Source organism: Bifidobacterium sp. CP2, from assembly GCF_018555635.1.
Lineage (GTDB): Bacteria > Actinomycetota > Actinomycetes > Actinomycetales > Bifidobacteriaceae > Bifidobacterium > Bifidobacterium saguinibicoloris.
The window spans coordinates 25,258-42,726 of the sequence record NZ_JAFEJX010000009.1; the positions used below are offsets into that span (position 1 = coordinate 25,258).

The following is a 17,469-nucleotide window of genomic DNA, read 5'->3' on the forward strand; positions in this document are numbered from 1 at the left end:
CATATCCGCGGCGTTGCGGGAACGGCCGGTTGCGTTTGCGGGAACGTTTGCAGGCGTCTTGCTCCGGTAAGTCGTGTGAACGATAACGCAATGTGATATAGCTCACGCGCTTTTTGAACCTTTTGCCAGATACGTACAGCTAGACTTAAAACCAACGACGACGAAGGTGCGTCGGCAACAAGATACAACACCAAGGAGTGGAAATGACAGCTGTTGAATCTGCTGCACTGACCGCGGAAGAGCTCGACGCGAAGGCGTGGGCCGGCTTCGAGGGCGGCAACTGGCAGAAGGACATCGATGTCCGCGACTTCATCCAGAAGAACTACACCCCGTACACCGGCGACGAGAGCTTCCTCGCCCCGGCCACCGAGAAGACCAAGCACCTGTGGAAGTACCTCGACGACAACTACCTGGCCGTCGAGCGCAAGCAGCGCGTCTATGACGTGGACACCCACACCCCGGCTGGCATCGATGCCTTCCCGGCCGGCTACATCGACTCCCCGGAGGTCGACAACGTGATCGTCGGCCTGCAGACCGACGTCCCCTGCAAGCGCGCGATGATGCCGAACGGCGGCTGGCGCATGGTCGAGCAGGCCATCCGCGAGGCCGGCAAGGAGCCGGACCCGGAGATCAAGAAGATCTTCACCAAGTACCGCAAGACCCACAACGACGGCGTCTTCGGCGTGTACACCAAGCAGATCAAGGTGGCCCGCCACAACAAGATCCTCACCGGCCTGCCGGACGCCTACGGCCGCGGCCGCATCATCGGCGACTACCGCCGCGTGGCCCTGTACGGCGTGAACAAGCTCATCGCCTTCAAGAAGCGCGACAAGGACTCCGTGCCGTACCGCAACGACTTCACCGAGCCGGAGATCGAGCACTGGATCCGCTTCCGTGAGGAGCACGACGAGCAGATCAAGGCCCTCAAGCAGCTCATCAACCTCGGCAACGAGTATGGCCTCGACCTGACCCGTCCGGCCCAGACCGCCCAGGAGGCCGTGCAGTGGACCTACATGGGCTACCTCGCCTCCATCAAGTCCCAGGACGGCGCCGCCATGTCCTTCGGCCGCAACTCCGCGTTCCTCGACTGCTACATCGAGCGCGACCTCCAGGCCGGCAAGATCACCGAGACCGACGCCCAGGAGCTCATCGACAACATCGTCATGAAGCTGCGCATCGTCCGCTTCCTGCGCACCAAGGACTACGATGCCATCTTCTCCGGCGACCCATACTGGGCGACCTGGTCCGACGCCGGCTTCGGCGACGACGGCCGTCCGCTGGTCACCAAGACCTCGTTCCGTCTGCTCAACACCCTGACCCTCGAGCACCTCGGACCCGGCCCGGAGCCGAACATCACCATCTTCTGGGATCCGAAGCTGCCGGAAGGCTACAAGCGCTTCTGCGCCAAGATCTCCATCGACACCTCCGCCATCCAGTACGAGTCCGACCGTGAGATCCGCGGCCACTGGGGCGACGACGCGGCCATCGCCTGCTGCGTCTCCCCGATGCGCGTCGGCAAGCAGATGCAGTTCTTCGCCGCCCGCGTGAACTCCGCCAAGGCGCTGCTGTACGCGATCAACGGCGGCCGCGACGAGATGACCGGCATGCAGGTCATCGACAAGGGCGTCATCGACCCGATCCTCCCGGAGGCCGACGGCACCCTGGACTACGAGAAGGTCAAGAACAACTACGAGAAGGCTCTCGAGTGGCTGTCCGAGACCTACGTGATGGCGCTGAACATCATCCACTACATGCACGATAAGTACGCGTACGAGTCCATCGAGATGGCCCTGCACGACAAGGAGGTGTACCGCACCCTGGGTTGCGGCATGTCCGGTCTGTCCATCGCCGCCGACTCCCTCGCCGCGATCAAGTACGCCAAGGTGTATCCGATCACCAACGCCGAGGCCAAGACCCTCGAGGGCCACGAGTACGAGTACGTCGAGGGCGCCGACGACGACCTGGTCGTGGGCTACCGCACCGAGGGTGAGTTCCCGATCTACGGCAACGACGACGACCGCGCCGACGACATCGCCAAGTGGGTCGTCTCCACGGTCATGGGCCAGGTCAAGCGCCTGCCGGTCTACCGCGGCGCCGTCCCGACCCAGTCCATCCTGACGATCACCTCCAACGTGGAGTACGGCAAGAACACCGGTTCCTTCCCGTCCGGCCACAAGAAGGGCACCCCGTACGCCCCGGGCGCCAACCCGGAGAACGGCATGGACTCCCACGGCATGCTGCCGTCCATGTTCTCCGTCGGCAAGATCGACTACAACGACGCGCTCGACGGCATCTCGCTGACCAACACCATCACCCCTGATGGCCTCGGCCGCGACGAGCAGGAGCGCATCGGCAACCTCGTCGGCATCCTCGACGCCGGCAACGGCCACGGCCTCTACCACGCGAACATCAACGTGCTGCGCAAGGAGACCATGGAGGACGCCGTCGAGCACCCGGAGAAGTACCCGCACCTGACCGTGCGCGTCTCCGGCTACGCGGTGAACTTCGTCAAGCTCACCAAGGAGCAGCAGCTCGACGTGATCTCCCGCACCTTCCACCAGGGCGCCGTCACCGACTGATTCCCGTCGCGGACAGCGACCGCGTGAAGCGGTAGAACGATGATGAAGGGGTGGGATTCGTCCCACCCCTTCATCATGACCATCAACATACGACCAACATCCTTTCCACGCATCACCAGGAACAGGAGGACGACGATGCCCGACACCCAGTTCCGCACCACCACGCGCCATATGCTGCGCGCATCCAAGACCTACGCCAAGCAGACCCTCATGGGCGGTCTGTCCGGCTTCGAATCGCCCATCGGGCTGGACCGACGGGACCGCATCGCCGCACTCAGGTCCGGCGACATCGGCTTCGTCCACTCGTGGGACATCAACACGTCCGTCGACGGACCGGGCACCCGTATGACCGTCTTCATGAGCGGCTGCCCGCTGCGCTGCCAGTACTGCCAGAACCCCGACACATGGAAGATGCGCGACGGCAAGCCCGTCACGCTCGAGGCGATGATCAAGAAGGTCGACCGCTACAAGGACCTGTTCAAAGCCACGCACGGCGGCATCACCTTCTCCGGCGGCGAATCGATGATGCAGCCCGCGTTCGTCTCCCGCGTGTTCCACGCCGCCAAGGAGATGGGCGTGCACACCTGCCTCGACACCTCCGGATTCCTCAACGAGAACTACACCGACGAAATGCTCGAGGACATCGACCTGTGCCTGCTCGACGTCAAATCCGGCGACGAGGAGACCTACCACAAGGTCACCGGCGGCGTGCTGCAGCCCACCATCGACTTCGGCCGGCGCATCTCCAAGGCCGGCAAGAAGATCTGGGTGCGGTTCGTGCTCGTGCCGGGCCTCACCGACGCCGAGGAGAACGTCGAGAACGTCGCCCGCATCTGCGAAAGCTTCGGCGACGCCGTCGAACACATCGACGTGCTCGGATTCCATCAGCTCGGACGCCCCAAGTGGCACGAGCTGCGCATCCCGTACCCGCTGGAGAACCAGAAGGGGCCGAACGCGGCGCTGCGCGAACGCGTCGTCAAACAGTTCGAATCGCACGGCTTCACCGTCTACTGACCGGCCTCCCGCGTGCCGATACCCCGAAACGGCGCGAACGCCCTTACGCTGGAGACATGGCCGACATTTACGCATTCCCCATAGGCGTGGAACCGCGGACGGCGGACGGCGTCGACTCCCGTACGCCGCTGCCGGAACGCCCCGACGGCGTGCCCGACGACGTCTGGAACGCCGTCGAATCGGTGCGCGTCATGGACCGGCTCGAGGACATGGAGTACCGGGAGATACCGGTGCCGCAGACCCTGGCGGACTACGGCATCGGCGTGTCGATGGAGACGCGGTCCGACAGGTCGCCCCACGTCTCGGGCTGGATCATGCTGCTGCACGCGAGGGAGCCCCGCGACGATTGGGGGTCGCGCTGGCGTTGCGTGGCCTTCGCCGCCATCCCGCTCGAGCCGAAGGAGAACACGTCGCTCGCGCCGGACATGTACTGGGACGACCTGTGCCGGCGCATGGGGGGCGTCCGCCGCGACAGCATGGGAGGCACCGTCACCGTCACCCAGAACACGACGTTCGGCTCGCTCGGCGTGGACGATTCCGCAGGTTGCGAGATACGTGTATCCTTCACTCCGGTGACCGAGCCCGGAGGGATGTTCGACGCCGGCGCGACCGTCGGCGACTGGGCCCGGTTCATCAGGTCCACCATCCGTTTCGACGAGGATGACATTGTTGATTGAACGCAATCTGGAGCCACGCCTGCTCAACGAACCACGCGGGGGAGTGCCGGACGTCACCGACACCCGCGAAGGATACCGGGACGCCTGCGTGGCGCTCGCCTCGGCATCCGGCCCGCTGGCCGCGGACGCCGAACGCGCGTCCGGATTCCGCTACGGGCATGAGGATTGGCTCATCCAATTCAAACGCGGCGACTCCGGCATCATCCTGCTCGACCCGGTGGCGCTCACCAAGGCGGGCGTCAGCTGGCATACGTTCAACACGGCCGTGGGCGATGCCGAATGGATCATCCACGACGCGATGATGGACCTGCCCGGCTTCACCGACATCGGATTGACGCCGAAGCGCCTCTTCGACACCGAGATGGCCGCTCGCCTGCTCGGACTGCACCGGTTCGGCCTCGCCGCCGTCACCGAACACTATCTCGGGCTCGTCCTCGCCAAGGAGCATTCCGCGGCCGACTGGTCGTACCGACCGTTGCCGCGCGACTGGCGCAACTACGCCGCGCTCGACGTCGAGGAGCTCATCGAACTCGAGGAACTCATGCGCGCCGACCTCAGGCGGGCCGGCAAGGAGGAATGGGCCGAGGAGGAGTTCGCGCACATCCTCGCCGAAGGCACGTCAGGCAGGCCCCGCCACGAGCATCCGGTGCCGTGGCTGCGCATCTCCCACATCACCGAGATCATCCGCGACCCGCGCGCCCTCGCCGTCGCACGCGCCCTGTGGACGAAGCGCGACGAGCTGGCCCGCCGCTACGACATCTCCCCGCCCCTGCTGCTCGAGGACTCGTCGATCATCGAGGCGGCGAAGCGCAAGCCGCGCAACGCGCGCGAGTTCCGCGCCGTGCGCTGCCTCAACGAGCGTGTGCGCATGCACACCGGCAGCGAGCAGGACAAGATGTTCGAACGCTACGCGCCCATCCAGCGCTCGGTGAAGCCGTCCCTGTGGAAGACCGTCATCCAGGAGGCGCTCGCACTGCCCGCATCCGAACTGCCGTCGACGCCCGGCGGCCGCGACCCCAAGGACGGCCCCGCCGCCAACGCGCCCCGCTCGAACAAGCAGTGGGAGCGGCACCCGGAGCGGATGGAGCGCCTCAAGCGCGTGCGGAGCGTGGTCAACCAGATCGCCGAGGACACGCGCACCCCGGTGGAGATCATCGTCAACCCCCAGATCATCCGCAACCTGTGCTGGACGGACGAGCCGGAGACGCGCGACGTGGCGGAGTTCCTCACGGAGCAGGGTGCACGGCGCTGGCAGGTGCGGCTCATTGCAGCGTCCGTGGAACGCGTTATACTGTGACGGTTGCCTTCGGGCAGATATAAGAACACAACGACTTTTCAGGAGCGTTTAGCGTGAAGATCAGCGTTCGTAACCTCGAACCCACCAAGGTGAAGCTCACCATCACCGTCGAGCCGGAGGAGTTCGACCCGTACCTCGATGCCGCCCGCAAGGACATCGCCAAGCAGGTGAACGTGCCGGGCTTCCGCAAGGGCCACGTTCCGGGCAAGCTCATCGACCAGCGTTTCGGCTTCGGCGCCGTCGCCGGCGAGGCCGTCAACGAAGGCGTGCCGGAGCTGTACTCCAAGGCCCTCGAGGAGAAGAAGATCCACCCGATGGCCCAGCCGGAGTTCGACGTCGTGGACGTGCCGGAATCCGCCAAGGACGAGAAGAAGCTCAAGTTCACCGCCACCGTGGAGCGTCGCCCCGACATCGAACTGCCGGAGATCGAAGGCATGGAGATCGCCATCGCCGCCCCGGAGGTCACCGATGAAGACGTCGACAAGCGTCTCGAGACCCTGCGCCAGCGCTTCGGCACCCTCGTGGGCGTCGACCGTCCGGCCGCCAAGGGCGACTACGCGAACATCGACCTGTCCGCCGAGATCGACGGCGAGGTCGTCGACTCCCAGGAGGGCGTGAGCTACGAGCTCGGCTCCAACACCATGCTCGACGGTCTGGATGAGGCCCTCGAAGGCCTGTCCGACGGCGAGGAGACCACCTTCGAAGGCACGCTGGAGGCCGGCGAGCACGAGGGCCAGAAGGCCACCGTGAAGGTGAAGGTCAACTCCGTGAAGGCCGAGGAGCTCCCGGAGCTCAACGACGACTTCGCCCAGGAGGCCTCCGAGTTCGACACCCTCGACGAGCTTAAGGCCGACATCCGCAAGGCCGCCGGCGAGGACGCCAAGGGCCGTCAGGCCACCGAGGCCCGCGACGCCTTCCTGGCCAAGCTGGCCGAAGGCCTCGAGATCCCGGTGCCGAAGGGCGTGAAGGCCGCTGCCGTCGAGGAGCACCTCAAGGGCCTGACCCCGGATCCGGAGAAGGCCACCGACGAGCAGAAGCAGCAGGCCGAGGAGGGCGCCGAGAAGGAGCTCAAGGACCAGATCCTGCTCGACACCCTCGCCGAGAAGATGGACGTCCAGGTCTCCCAGGCCGACGTGTTCAACTTCCTCGCCTCCATCGCCCAGCAGTACGGCATGGACCCGAACGCCTTCATCCAGGCCATCATCAAGAACGGCCAGCTCGGCTCCGCCGTGCAGGAGGTCGGTCGTTCCAAGGGCCTGCTCGCCGGCATGCGCGCCGTCAAGTTCACCGCCAACGGTGAAGAGGTCGACCTGTCCGCCTTCCTCGGCGAGGCCGCCGAAGACGAAGAGGCCGAGTCCGTCGAGGCCGCTTCCGCCGCCGCCGCCGTGGCCGACGAGCTGTCCGCCAAGGACGGCGAGTGAGCCCAGCCGCGCAGTAGCGTGATGTGATGCACGGAGGCTTGGAACCCTTGGGTTCCAAGCCTCCGTTTCGTTATGCGGCGACGCCGCGTGGAGACGACGCGTGGACCGTGGCCGCCGATCGCCAGGGCGGTTTATCGATATGGCTTCGGTCGGATCAACTTCAGATGGTTTCGGATGGCTTCGGATGGGGAGGGAACAATGACGGTGTGGAAAGACGTCCGTGTCAACCGGATGCTGTGGCTCGTCGTCGCGACGCTCGCGCTGGGCTCGCTGATCGGCGCGGGAGCCGGCCTGCTCACGCTGCTGCTGTACGGCGTCGAGCATGTGATGCTCGGGTACGTGGAGGGTGCCGGCGCGCCCGGTCCGTTCGCGGTGCCGGCCGTACGCCGTGCGGTCTCCGTGACCGTCGGCCTGTCGCTCGCGGGTCTTGCCTGGTGGCTGTTGCGCACGAAGACGACGAAGGTGCCGTCCGTGAAGAAAGCGGTCGCGGGGGAGCGGATGCCATGGTGGCAGACCGTCGTGCACGTCGTGCTCCAGATCTTCATCGTCGGTTCCGGCGCGTCCATCGGCCGTGAGGTCGCGCCGCGCGAACTCGGCGCGATGCTCGCCCAACGTTTCTGCGATCTGTTCCATATCGGCCGTGAGGGCGACGCCGCCGGTCTCGCCGACCGGCGCATGGTCGTCGCCGTCGCCGCCGGCGCCGGCTTGGGTGGCGTCTACGATGCGCCGCTCGCCGGCATGTTCTTCGCCGTGGAGATCCTGCTCGCCGACGTGACGCTCGAGAAGGTCGGGTTCGCGTTGGGCATGTCCGCGACGGCCGCGTACGTCGCCTCGCTCGTCAAGGGGCGTCACACGTTCTACGCCGTCGCCGGCATGACCGCCGACTATACGCCGAGCCTCATGCTGTTCGCACTGTTGTGCGGAGTTGCATGCGGTGCGGCCGGCGCGTTGTTCCGTAAGGGTTCCTCTTGGGCGACCGTGCACCAGCCGAAGGGTGCGATGCTCCTGTGGCAGATGCCGCTCGCCGGTCTCGTCACCGGCCTGGTCGCCGTGTTCGCGCCGCAGGTGATGGGCAACGGCCGCGCCGCCGCCCAGCTCGCCTTCGACGGCATGGCCGGCTCCGCCGGTACCGTGGGATCCGCTCAGGTCTGGTCGCTCGTGGGGCTGCTGGCGGTCACGTTCCTTGTGAAGGCCGCGACGACGCTCGCCACCATCCGTTCCGGCGCGTCCGGCGGCGTGCTCCAGCCCGGCATCGCGCTCGGCGCCACGTTGGGCGCGACGCTCGGCATCCTCTGGTCGTTCGCGTTCCCCGGCGATCCGGTGGGCGTGTGCGCGCTCATCGGCGCCGCCGCGCTGCTCTCCGCCTCCCAGCAGGCGCCGCTCATGGCCATGTGCCTCGTCATGGAGCTCACCGAAGCCCCCATCACGCTCTTCGTCCCCGTCGGATTGGCCGTCGCCGTTTCGGCCGTCCTGTCGCACCGACTGCTGAATGGGTTCCTGAGACCGCGCGGAAAGACGTCAATCTGAAGATATCGCGCTCACCGGGGAGTGGTTGTTCCGCCTTTCACCTCATCACTTCGCAGAACGGGTTCGTCGGGTTCATCACAACGGTGGAATCCTTTCGATCCGCCACGTGCCGGCAGTCCGCCCGAACGCGTTCTACGCCCGCATCGCCAGCGCTGCCTCGCGAAGCGACCGGCGAAAGGTGTAAAATGCTCAATGAGCATGGTGTAAAATGTGCAATGAAAACGGCGTAGAATGATGAATGCGTAGATGGTGGTGCACATGGTGCTTCGTCCTGAAACATACAGGCCTCGTTTGCTGGACGCTCAGGTGGCCAAGTTGCTCGGCATATTCGGCGCCGTCCAGATCGACGGGGCGAAATGGTGCGGAAAGACATGGTGTGCACTGTCCCACGCCAACAGCGTCACCGGTCTGGATGATTACCGTGTCCGTCCATTGGCCGAAGCCGATCCCACCATGCCGCTTCTCGGCAACCAGCCGCATCTGATTGACGAATGGCAGACCGTTCCCGCCGTTCGTGATGCGGTACGGCATGCGATCGACCATGAGTCCAATCGTCCCGGACAATATCTGCTCACCGGTTCAAGCGCTCCTCCACTGGAGCGGTACGAGCATAGCGGTGCCGGCAGGATCGCGCATCTGCGCATGCGTCCCATGAGCCTTTATGAGCAGGGATTGTCCACCGGCGAGGTATCCCTGCGTAAGCTCTTCGACGGCGAATTCTCACCGGCCGTCACGCAGGTGTCGCTGGAGCGGATCGCGGAATGGGTCTGCCGAGGTGGATGGCCGGCCGCCTTGGACCGCGATCTTGAAAGCGCCCTGTACATTCCCCGACAATATCTGGAAGCGGTCTGCGAGGACAACGCTCCGCGCATGGGCAAGAATCCCGCCATGACCCGACGGATCATCATGTCGTTGGCGAGAAACAATGCCAAAGCGGCCACGGTCAAGACCATCAGCCGTGACATGTACGCCGATGACGAAAGCGCGGATACGGAACCCGCGCGCGCGACCACCACCAGCTACGTGGACATGCTGATCCGTGAGTTCCTCATCGAGGAGCTGCCCTGCTGGGACGCCCCCATCAAAGCCCGGAACCGAATGAGGGTCAAGCCGAAACGATATTTCGTCGACCCCTCCCTCGCCGTCTCGTCCCTTGGCGTCAATCCCACGCGGCTGCTCTCCAATGGACAGATATTCGGCGACGCGTTCGAGAACCTGGTCATACGCGATCTCATGGTATATACCTCTGCGTGGGTCGGTCTTGAGCATCCCAAGGTGTATTTCTATCGCGACGACAAAGGGCTGGAGACCGACGCCATCATCGAGCTCGAGGACGGCAGATGGGGCGCCATCGAGATCAAACTCGGCGAAAACAAGGCGCAGGAAGGCGTCGATTCACTCATCAGGGTCCGCAATACGGTCATGGCGAATCCCTATTCCCAACAGCGGGAACCATCGTTCCTCATGGTGATCGTCGGCAACGGTATGTATGCGAGGAAAACGGCGGAGGGCGCGTACGTGGTTCCCCTCACCGTGCTGGGCGTCTGATGATTGGCGAATCACCGTATCGGTCGCCATGCGGCGTGCACGAGTACGCGTCGAGCCGAAAGCGGGCGGAAACGCGCCCTCCGTCGCTTGAAGGCGGTAGTCTTGAACACTGTCTATGACAGTATTCGAAATGGAGAACAAGGTGAGCGACACTCTTGCAACCCTCCCGGCCATGGCGGGCGAGGACGCGCCGGCCGGATTCGCCGATCCGATCTTCAACCGGCTCCTCAAGGACCGCATCATCTGGATGGGCGAGGAGGTCAAGGACGACATGGCCAACCGCATCTGCGCGCAGATGCTCATGCTGGCCGCGGAGGACCCGAAGAAGGACATCTGGCTGTACATCAACTCGCCGGGCGGTTCCATCACCGCCGGCATGGCCATCTACGACACCATGCAGCTCATCGAGCCCGACGTGGCGACCGTGGGCCTCGGCATGTGCGCCTCCATGGGCCAGTTCCTGCTGAGCTCCGGCACCAAGGGCAAGCGCTTCCTGACCTCGCACGCCCGCGTGCTCATGCACCAGCCCTCCGGCGGCATCGGCGGCACCACCACCGATGTGCGCATCAACGCCGAGCTCATCATGGACATGAAGAAGACCATGAGCGAGCTCACCGCCGAACAGACCGGCCACACGGTCGAGGAGATCTACCGCGACAACGAGTACGACCACTGGTTCACCGCCACCGAGGCGCTGGAGTACGGGTTCGTGGACAAGATCATCACCACGCACGATTCGATGACGAAGGGAGAGTGAGCAGCATGGCAAGTGAGGAAGCGAAGTTCGCCGCCCGCGCCGACCGTCTGGCCGGCCCCGCCGGCGTTGTCGGCTTTATGCCGGCCGCGCGCCGCGAAGCCGCGTTCAACCCGCAGAACCGTTACATCCTGCCGCAGTTCGAGGAGAAGACCCCGTACGGCTTCAAGAGGCAGGACCCGTACACGCGCCTGTTCGAGGACCGCATCATCTTCATGGGCGTGCAGGTGGACGACACCTCCGCCGACGACATCATGGCCCAGCTGCTCGTGCTGGAATCCCAGGATCCGAACCGCGACGTGATGATGTACATCAACTCGCCCGGCGGCTCGATGACCGCCATGACCGCGATCTACGACACCATGCAGTACATCAAGCCCGACGTGCAGACTGTGTGCCTCGGCCAGGCCGCCTCCGCCGCGGCCATTCTGCTGGCCGCCGGCACCAAGGGCAAGCGCCTCATGCTGCCGAACGCCCGCGTGCTCATCCACCAGCCGGCCATCGACCAGGGCTTCGGCAAGGCCACGGAGATCGAGATCCAGGCGCGCGAGATGCTGCGTATGCGCGAATGGCTCGAGAAGACGCTCGCCAAGCACACCGGCCAGTCCCAGGAGAAGATCGCCAAGGACATCGAGGTCGACACGTTCCTCACGGCGAGCGAAGCCAAGGAGTACGGCATCGTCGACGAGGTGCTCGAACACCGCCAGTAGGTGATTGGCCGAACGCGGAAACCCTCATGGCGCTACCCCCGGATCGGACGATCCGGGGGTACGCTTATCCAAAGGGCCGTGACGCGCGGTCCGAAGAACAGGACATCGCGGCAAGGAGGAAGCATGGGGCGTGTGGTGAGCTACGGCGACGACGTGCCGGTCTGCACCTTCTGCGGCAAGACCGAACATCAGGTGCGCAAGCTCGTCACCGGCCAGGGCGCCGCCATCTGCGACGAATGCATCGAACTGTGCGTCGGCATCATCTCCGAGGAACGACGCAAGGACGCCGCGGCCAACACGCTCGCACTGCCCACGCCCATGCGCATCAACGAATACCTCGACCGTTTCGTCGTAGGCCAGCAGGCCGCCAAACGGGCGTTGTCCGTCGCCGTATACAACCACTACAAGCGCGTCAACATGGAACTCGAGGAGCAGTCTACGCAACTCGAGCGGACGCACCGGCGCGCCCTCGGCGGACGGCGCCGCGACCCGCTCGCCGGCGTCGAAGTCGCCAAATCGAACATCCTGCTCATGGGGCCGACCGGAGTCGGCAAGACGTACCTCGCCCAGACGCTCGCATCGGTCATGCACGTGCCGTTCGTCATCACCGACGCGACCACCCTCACCGAAGCCGGGTACGTCGGCGACGACGTCGAAACCGTGCTGCAGCGTCTCCTCCAGGCGGCCGACGGCGACGTGTCCAAAGCGGAGCACGGCATCGTCTACATCGACGAAATCGACAAGATCGCCCGCAAAAGCGGGGAGAACACGTCCATCACGCGCGACGTGTCCGGCGAAGGCGTCCAACAGGCGCTCCTCAAGATCCTCGAAGGGACCATCGCCAGCGTTCCGGCCGAAGGCACACGCAAGCACCGCGACCAGGAGACCATCCAGATCGACACGCGCGGCATCCTCTTCATCTGCGGCGGCGCCTTCGTGGGGCTCCCGGACATCATCAGGACGAGGCTCGGCGCGCGCGAAAGCGGCTTTGGCGCCGCCTGGCGCGAGCATCCGATCCCGGAGAACGAACTGCTCGAACACGTCACCGCCGACGACCTGGCGGAATTCGGGCTGCTCCCCGAATTCATCGGACGCCTCCCCGTGATCAGTGTGCTCGACGAACTGGACGGGCAGGACCTCGAACGGATCCTCACCGAACCGAACAACGCGCTCGTCAAACAGTACATGAAGCTGTTCGCCATGGACGGCGTCGACCTGGTCTTCACCAAGGAGGCGGTCCACCAGATCGCCGCCACCGCGATACGGCAGGGGACCGGCGCGCGCGGACTGCGCACCATCATCGAACGCACCCTGCAGGACACCATGTTCCGGCTGCCCAGCATGCCGGACGTCAAGCAGGTGATCGTCGACAGGGCCTCCGTCACCGGCGAAGGGGCGCCGAAGCTCGTGACGGACGGGACAGCCGCCGCGGAGCCGCGCCGTCGGCGTGCGGCGTGACGCGACATGACGTCGTATGGCGGCACACGACGCAGCACGGCGCGACACGCCGACTTGCATAACAAAAAACAATGGGTAATATAACTCGAGTTGCTTGAAGCAACATGCGCCGGTAGCCCAGCGGATTAGAGCAGCTGACTACGGATCAGCAGGTCGCAGGTTCGAATCCTGTCCGGCGCACCACTCCTCGCCGCGAGGAGGTTAATACACGCGGTATGCGCCGGTAGCCCAGCGGGTTAGAGCAGCTGACTACGGATCAGCAGGTCGCAGGTTCGAATCCTGTCCGGCGCACGCTGAAGCCCTCGGTTCCGTATGGAGTCGGGGGCTTTTCCAATATTCGCATTCGCCTAGGCGCGCACGCGTCATCGGCGCCACGGAACGGTGGAAGGCGGCACACCATGACGGAACGGGACACGACGCGGAACGGCGGACAGGCGGGACGCGACGGACGCAGGCGACGAGACGGACGGCTCCGCCGTACGATACGCCGCATCGCGGCCTCCGACCGCCTCTGCGGCCTCATCATGCTGGGATTCGCGTTCCTCGGCCTGATTCTGGCGAACCTGCCCGCCACCGCGCACCTGTTCGAAACGGTCGCGGAGACGCAGATTGCCATACCGCACACCAACATCGACCTGCCCATCGGACATTGGGCGCAGGATGGTCTGCTCACCATCTTCTTCCTCACCGTGGGGCTCGACCTCAAACAGGAGCTCACCACCGGATCGCTCGCCAACCCGAAGGCCGCCGCCGTGCCGATGCTGTGCGCCGTGGGCGGCATGATCATGCCGCCGATCCTGTTCCTCGCGACCACCATGCTCATGTCGCGCTACGGCCCCGGACCGGAAGGCGGCCTCGTGCTCACCACCACCGGCAGCGTCATCCCGTTCGGCGAGATGGCGCGCGGCTGGGCCGTCCCCACCGCCACCGACATCGCCTTCTCCCTGGCGGTGCTCGCCCTGTTCGCCAAGGCGCTGCCCGGCTCGATCCGCGCGTTCCTCATGACCCTCGCCACCGTGGACGACCTGCTCGCCATCGTCCTCATCGCCGTGTTCTTCTCCTCGCTCAACGCCTGGTACTGGTTCATCGGCATCGCCGCCTGCGCGGCCGTCTGGGCCTTCCTCGTGAGCCTCAGACGCGTGCCATGGCCGCTCGTCGCCATCGTGGGCGTGCTCGCCTGGACCATGATGTTCGAAGCGGGCGTGCACCCCACGCTGGCCGGCGTGCTCGTCGGCCTGCTCACCCCCGCGCGCGAGATCCATGGAGAGACCACCCCGCGTGCCGAACGGTACGCGTCCAAGCTCCAGCCGTTCTCCGCCCTGCTCGCCCTGCCCGTCTTCGCCCTGTTCGCCACCGGCGTCCACTTCGAATCCCTCACGCCCGCGCTCATGCTCTCGCCGCTCGTCATCGCGCTCATCGTCGCCCTCGTCGTCGGCAAGCCGCTGGGTATCATGGCCACCGCATGGCTGTCCACGCACGTGTTCGGCCTGAAGATGGCGAAGGGTCTGCGCGTGCGTGACATGTTCCCCGCCGCATGCGCATGCGGCATCGGCTTCACCGTGGCGTTCCTCGTCGCTTCGCTCGTCTACGACAACCCGGAGCTGTCCGCGGAGGCGCGGTTCGGCGTGCTCGTCGGATCGCTCATCGCCGCGGCCCTGTCCGGCGTGCTGCTCAGCCGGCAGTCGAAACGCTACGAGCGCGAGGCGGCACGCTGACGTCCGCGCCGCGATTCGCGGCGCCGGCATCCGGCGTCTGTCTGTCTCCCGCGCACGACGCCGACGCTACGTCCCGTCCCCACGCATCCGCATCCGGCGCACGACGTCGACCAAGCGGTAGAATCGCCGTATGCACGACGACTCACGCAACGAATCCGGCAACGAATCACGCAACGACTCCGGCAACACGCCGTACGCCATGACCTACCATCGCGGCCCGGTCATCATGCGCGGCGACATGATCCCCCATGACAGCACCACCGCCAACCTGCTCAAGGCGGATGAAAGCACCGACTGGCTGCACATGGACCCATGGAGGGTCCTGCGCATCCAAAGCGAATTCGTCGACGGCTTCGGCGCGCTCGCCGAACTCGGCCCCGCCGTCGCCGTGTTCGGTTCGGCACGCACCGGCGCGGACACGCCCGACTACGCGGCCGCGGAACGCATGGGCGCGGGCATCGTGCATGCGGGCGCCGCGGTCATCACCGGGGGAGGACCCGGCATCATGGAGGCCGCCAACAAGGGCGCGGCGCTCGCCGGCGGCAAGTCGGTGGGACTCGGCATCGAACTGCCGCACGAGCAGGGCATCAACGACTACGTGAACCTCGGCATGAGCTTCCGGTACTTCTTCGTCCGCAAGCTCATGTTCGTGAAGTACAGCTCCGGCATCATCGTGTGTCCGGGCGGATTCGGCACCCTGGACGAGATGTTCGAGGTGCTCACCCTGGTGCAGACGCACAAGGTGGCGTCCATGCCTGTCGTGCTGTACGGGCGCGACTACTGGAGCGGGCTGTTCGACTGGCTGGACGGGCCGGTGAAGGAACGCGGCATGATCTCCGGCGTGGACCCGCGTCTGGTGACGGTGACCGACGACGTGGACGAGGCCGTGAAGGTCGCGACGAGCGCGCTGACGGTCTGAGACGCGTCAGTTCTTGACGGCGATGAGCAGTCCGGTGCCCATGGACGTGAGCGTGGCGCGGAACCGGTCGTCCGATTCGACGGTGTCCAGCAGCTCGCGCATGGCCATGGCCTTCTCGGAACGGTCGGCCGGGTCGAGTACGCCGGCACCCGCGTCCGGCCCCTCCATGGCGAGCATGTCGGTGAACACGATGACGCCGTGTCCGCGCAGCAGACGCGACGCCTGCTCGTAGGTGGCGGCGTAGTTGGACGCTTCGCCGGACACGACGATGAGGTCGTAGTCCTGCCCGTTGAGCCGGGGGAGGAATACGCCGACGGGGGCGCTCACGGCGCGCAGCTTCGTCGCCGTGGAATCCTGCACCACATCGAAGGCCTTGCGGATCAGGGCGATGCCGCGCGTGGAGGAGTCGACGGCGGTGAGCTGTCCGGACCCGTCGAGCCCGCGGACCAGCTCCAGCGTGTCCATCACCGAACCGGTGCCCACGGCGATGATGGATTTCGCGCCGATCAGGCGCACCAGCATCGACAGCGCCTCGGCCTGGGCGGCGCCCGACTGCGGCAGTCCGGCCCGTTCCGCCGTCTGACGGATGCTCGCCATGGCCGGCGTCTGTCGGGAGACGGCATGGTCCTCCACGTACTCCCAGGCCTTCGCCAGATTCATGTATTGCGTCTTATCCATGTTCGTTCCTTCACAATGGTCCGTCGACCCGAATCAGGCCGCGGACCGGGTTCCGTGGTGCGTGCCGTTCTGCGCTCCCGTGCCTCCGCGCCCGGGGCGCGCTTTTCCGCAGCCGGCTGCTGCGGCCGCGGCCGAGGCTACCGTTCGCGGACCTTCGCCACGATCTGCCACATCTCCTCGCCCACGTCGATGCCGCGGGGGCATTGGCGGGTGCAGGCGCGCACCGACTGGCATGCGGCCACGCCGTCCGCCGTGTCGATCGCGTCCATGCGCGCCATGGCCTGCGTGTCACGCGAATCGTTGACGAACCTGCTCGCCCAGATGAGGGCCGCCGGGCCGATGAACGCGTCGCCGCCCGCGAACACGGGGCAGGACCCCTCGCACACGCCGCAGGCGATGCAGTTGCTCAGCTGCTCGTACTTCGCGAGCTCCTCCGGATGCTGGAGGTATTCGAACACGTCCACCTTGCCTTCCGTGGTGGTGGCGAGCGTGCCCTGCGCCTGCAGGTACGGCTTGAGCTTCCTGATCTGGTCGAGCATCGGGTCGATGTCCGCGATGAGGTCGCGTTGCACGGGGAATCCGGGGAGCGGGGCCAGTTCGATGACGCCGAGGCTCGTATCGTCGGTGGGGGAGTCGGTCGCGTCGGCGTCGCCGGTGTGGCGGAAGCCGTCGTCGTCCGCTTCGGCGAGCGGGTTCGGACGTTTGGCCCAATCCTTCAACGTGGCCGTGCACAGCAGGTTCGGCGTGCCGTTGATCGCCACCGCGTCCGAACCGCACATGCCGTGTCCGCACGAATAGCGGAAGGCGAGCGTCGGGTCGATGGTGCGTTTGATGGTGAGCAGGCAGTCGAGAACGGTGTCCTCCGGGCGGGCGGGGACCGTGTACTCCTGCACCCACTGCCTGCCGCGCGGGCGACGTCGCGCCGGCGCGTCGGACGATCCGCCGAACGGCGACTTGCGCCGGGCGAACGGGCTGCCGCCCCTCGCCCGGTCGCGTTCACGCTCCGCACGCGGCGTGAAACGGTTCACCTTCACCGTCACCGTGGTCACGTTCGAACCGTCCGCCATGCGCGCCTCCTCTGTCCGTGCCGCCCGATACGACGGAATCGGGCCCAAAACAACATTCCATTGTTGCATAAGCCGTGGCCGTGCGGACCGTCGCACCGGCATGGT

Annotated in this window: 13 protein-coding genes, 2 tRNA genes and 1 pseudogene; 14 read left to right on the forward strand and 2 right to left on the reverse strand. The window is 65.8% G+C overall.

What is annotated here, in order from left to right:
• Window positions 1–203: 203 nt before the first annotated feature.
• The 14 genes and pseudogenes from pflB to JS531_RS07890 all read left to right on the forward strand — a co-directional run bounded on the left by pflB (window position 204) and on the right by JS531_RS07890 (window position 15,619).
• Window positions 204–2,579: a formate C-acetyltransferase gene (gene pflB, locus JS531_RS07825; protein WP_214314814.1), complete on the forward strand. Its 2,376-nt coding sequence runs from the start codon at window positions 204–206 to the stop codon at window positions 2,577–2,579.
• A 135-nt stretch (window positions 2,580–2,714) separates the two neighbouring features.
• Entirely contained in the window at window positions 2,715–3,593 is an 879-nt protein-coding gene (gene pflA / locus JS531_RS07830) for a pyruvate formate-lyase-activating protein (protein ID WP_214314816.1), read from the forward strand.
• A gap of 56 nt (window positions 3,594–3,649) precedes the next feature.
• Window positions 3,650–4,270, forward strand: coding sequence for a DUF3000 family protein (locus JS531_RS07835; RefSeq protein ID WP_214314818.1), 621 nt, complete (start codon window positions 3,650–3,652; stop codon window positions 4,268–4,270).
• On the forward strand, window positions 4,254–5,567 hold the full coding sequence (locus JS531_RS07840) for an HRDC domain-containing protein (protein WP_214314820.1): 1,314 nt from the start codon (window positions 4,254–4,256) through the stop codon (window positions 5,565–5,567). Before JS531_RS07835 ends, JS531_RS07840 begins: the two co-directional genes overlap by 17 nt.
• A gap of 53 nt (window positions 5,568–5,620) precedes the next feature.
• The gene (gene tig, locus JS531_RS07845) at window positions 5,621–6,988 is read left to right on the forward strand and encodes a trigger factor (RefSeq protein WP_214314822.1); all 1,368 of its coding nucleotides are present in this window, start codon (window positions 5,621–5,623) and stop codon (window positions 6,986–6,988) included.
• Window positions 6,989–7,186: 198 nt separating this feature from the next.
• The gene (locus tag JS531_RS07850) at window positions 7,187–8,515 is read left to right on the forward strand and encodes a chloride channel protein (protein ID WP_214314824.1); all 1,329 of its coding nucleotides are present in this window, start codon (window positions 7,187–7,189) and stop codon (window positions 8,513–8,515) included.
• 246 nt (window positions 8,516–8,761) lie between these two features.
• A complete protein-coding gene (locus tag JS531_RS07855) occupies window positions 8,762–10,063 on the forward strand; it encodes a DUF4143 domain-containing protein (protein ID WP_214314826.1) in 1,302 nt (433 codons plus the stop codon).
• Window positions 10,064–10,205: 142 nt separating this feature from the next.
• Window positions 10,206–10,820, forward strand: a complete 615-nt coding sequence (locus JS531_RS07860) for an ATP-dependent Clp protease proteolytic subunit (RefSeq protein WP_214314828.1) — start codon at window positions 10,206–10,208, stop codon at window positions 10,818–10,820.
• Between the two features lie 5 nt (window positions 10,821–10,825).
• The gene (locus JS531_RS07865; RefSeq protein ID WP_214314830.1) at window positions 10,826–11,527 is read left to right on the forward strand and encodes an ATP-dependent Clp protease proteolytic subunit; all 702 of its coding nucleotides are present in this window, start codon (window positions 10,826–10,828) and stop codon (window positions 11,525–11,527) included.
• A 123-nt stretch (window positions 11,528–11,650) separates the two neighbouring features.
• On the forward strand, window positions 11,651–12,985 hold the full coding sequence (gene clpX, locus JS531_RS07870) for an ATP-dependent Clp protease ATP-binding subunit ClpX (RefSeq protein WP_214314832.1): 1,335 nt from the start codon (window positions 11,651–11,653) through the stop codon (window positions 12,983–12,985).
• A 106-nt stretch (window positions 12,986–13,091) separates the two neighbouring features.
• Window positions 13,092–13,168, forward strand: a tRNA-Arg gene (locus JS531_RS07875).
• Between the two features lie 34 nt (window positions 13,169–13,202).
• A tRNA-Arg gene (locus JS531_RS07880) sits at window positions 13,203–13,276 on the forward strand.
• Window positions 13,277–13,383: 107 nt separating this feature from the next.
• A pseudogene (locus tag JS531_RS07885) lies at window positions 13,384–14,682 on the forward strand (Na+/H+ antiporter NhaA); the annotation flags it as partial.
• 217 nt (window positions 14,683–14,899) lie between these two features.
• Window positions 14,900–15,619, forward strand: a complete 720-nt coding sequence (locus JS531_RS07890) for a TIGR00730 family Rossman fold protein (RefSeq protein WP_240542121.1) — start codon at window positions 14,900–14,902, stop codon at window positions 15,617–15,619.
• A gap of 6 nt (window positions 15,620–15,625) precedes the next feature.
• Here the strand turns inward: JS531_RS07890 and JS531_RS07895 are convergent, their stop codons facing one another.
• Both JS531_RS07895 and JS531_RS07900 read right to left on the reverse strand, forming a co-directional pair.
• Complete coding sequence (locus JS531_RS07895) at window positions 15,626–16,297, reverse strand: methyltransferase (RefSeq protein WP_214314845.1); 672 nt, start codon at window positions 16,295–16,297, stop codon at window positions 15,626–15,628.
• Window positions 16,298–16,434: 137 nt separating this feature from the next.
• Entirely contained in the window at window positions 16,435–17,364 is a 930-nt protein-coding gene (locus JS531_RS07900; RefSeq protein ID WP_214314847.1) for a 2Fe-2S iron-sulfur cluster-binding protein, read from the reverse strand.
• Window positions 17,365–17,469: the final 105 nt, after the last annotated feature.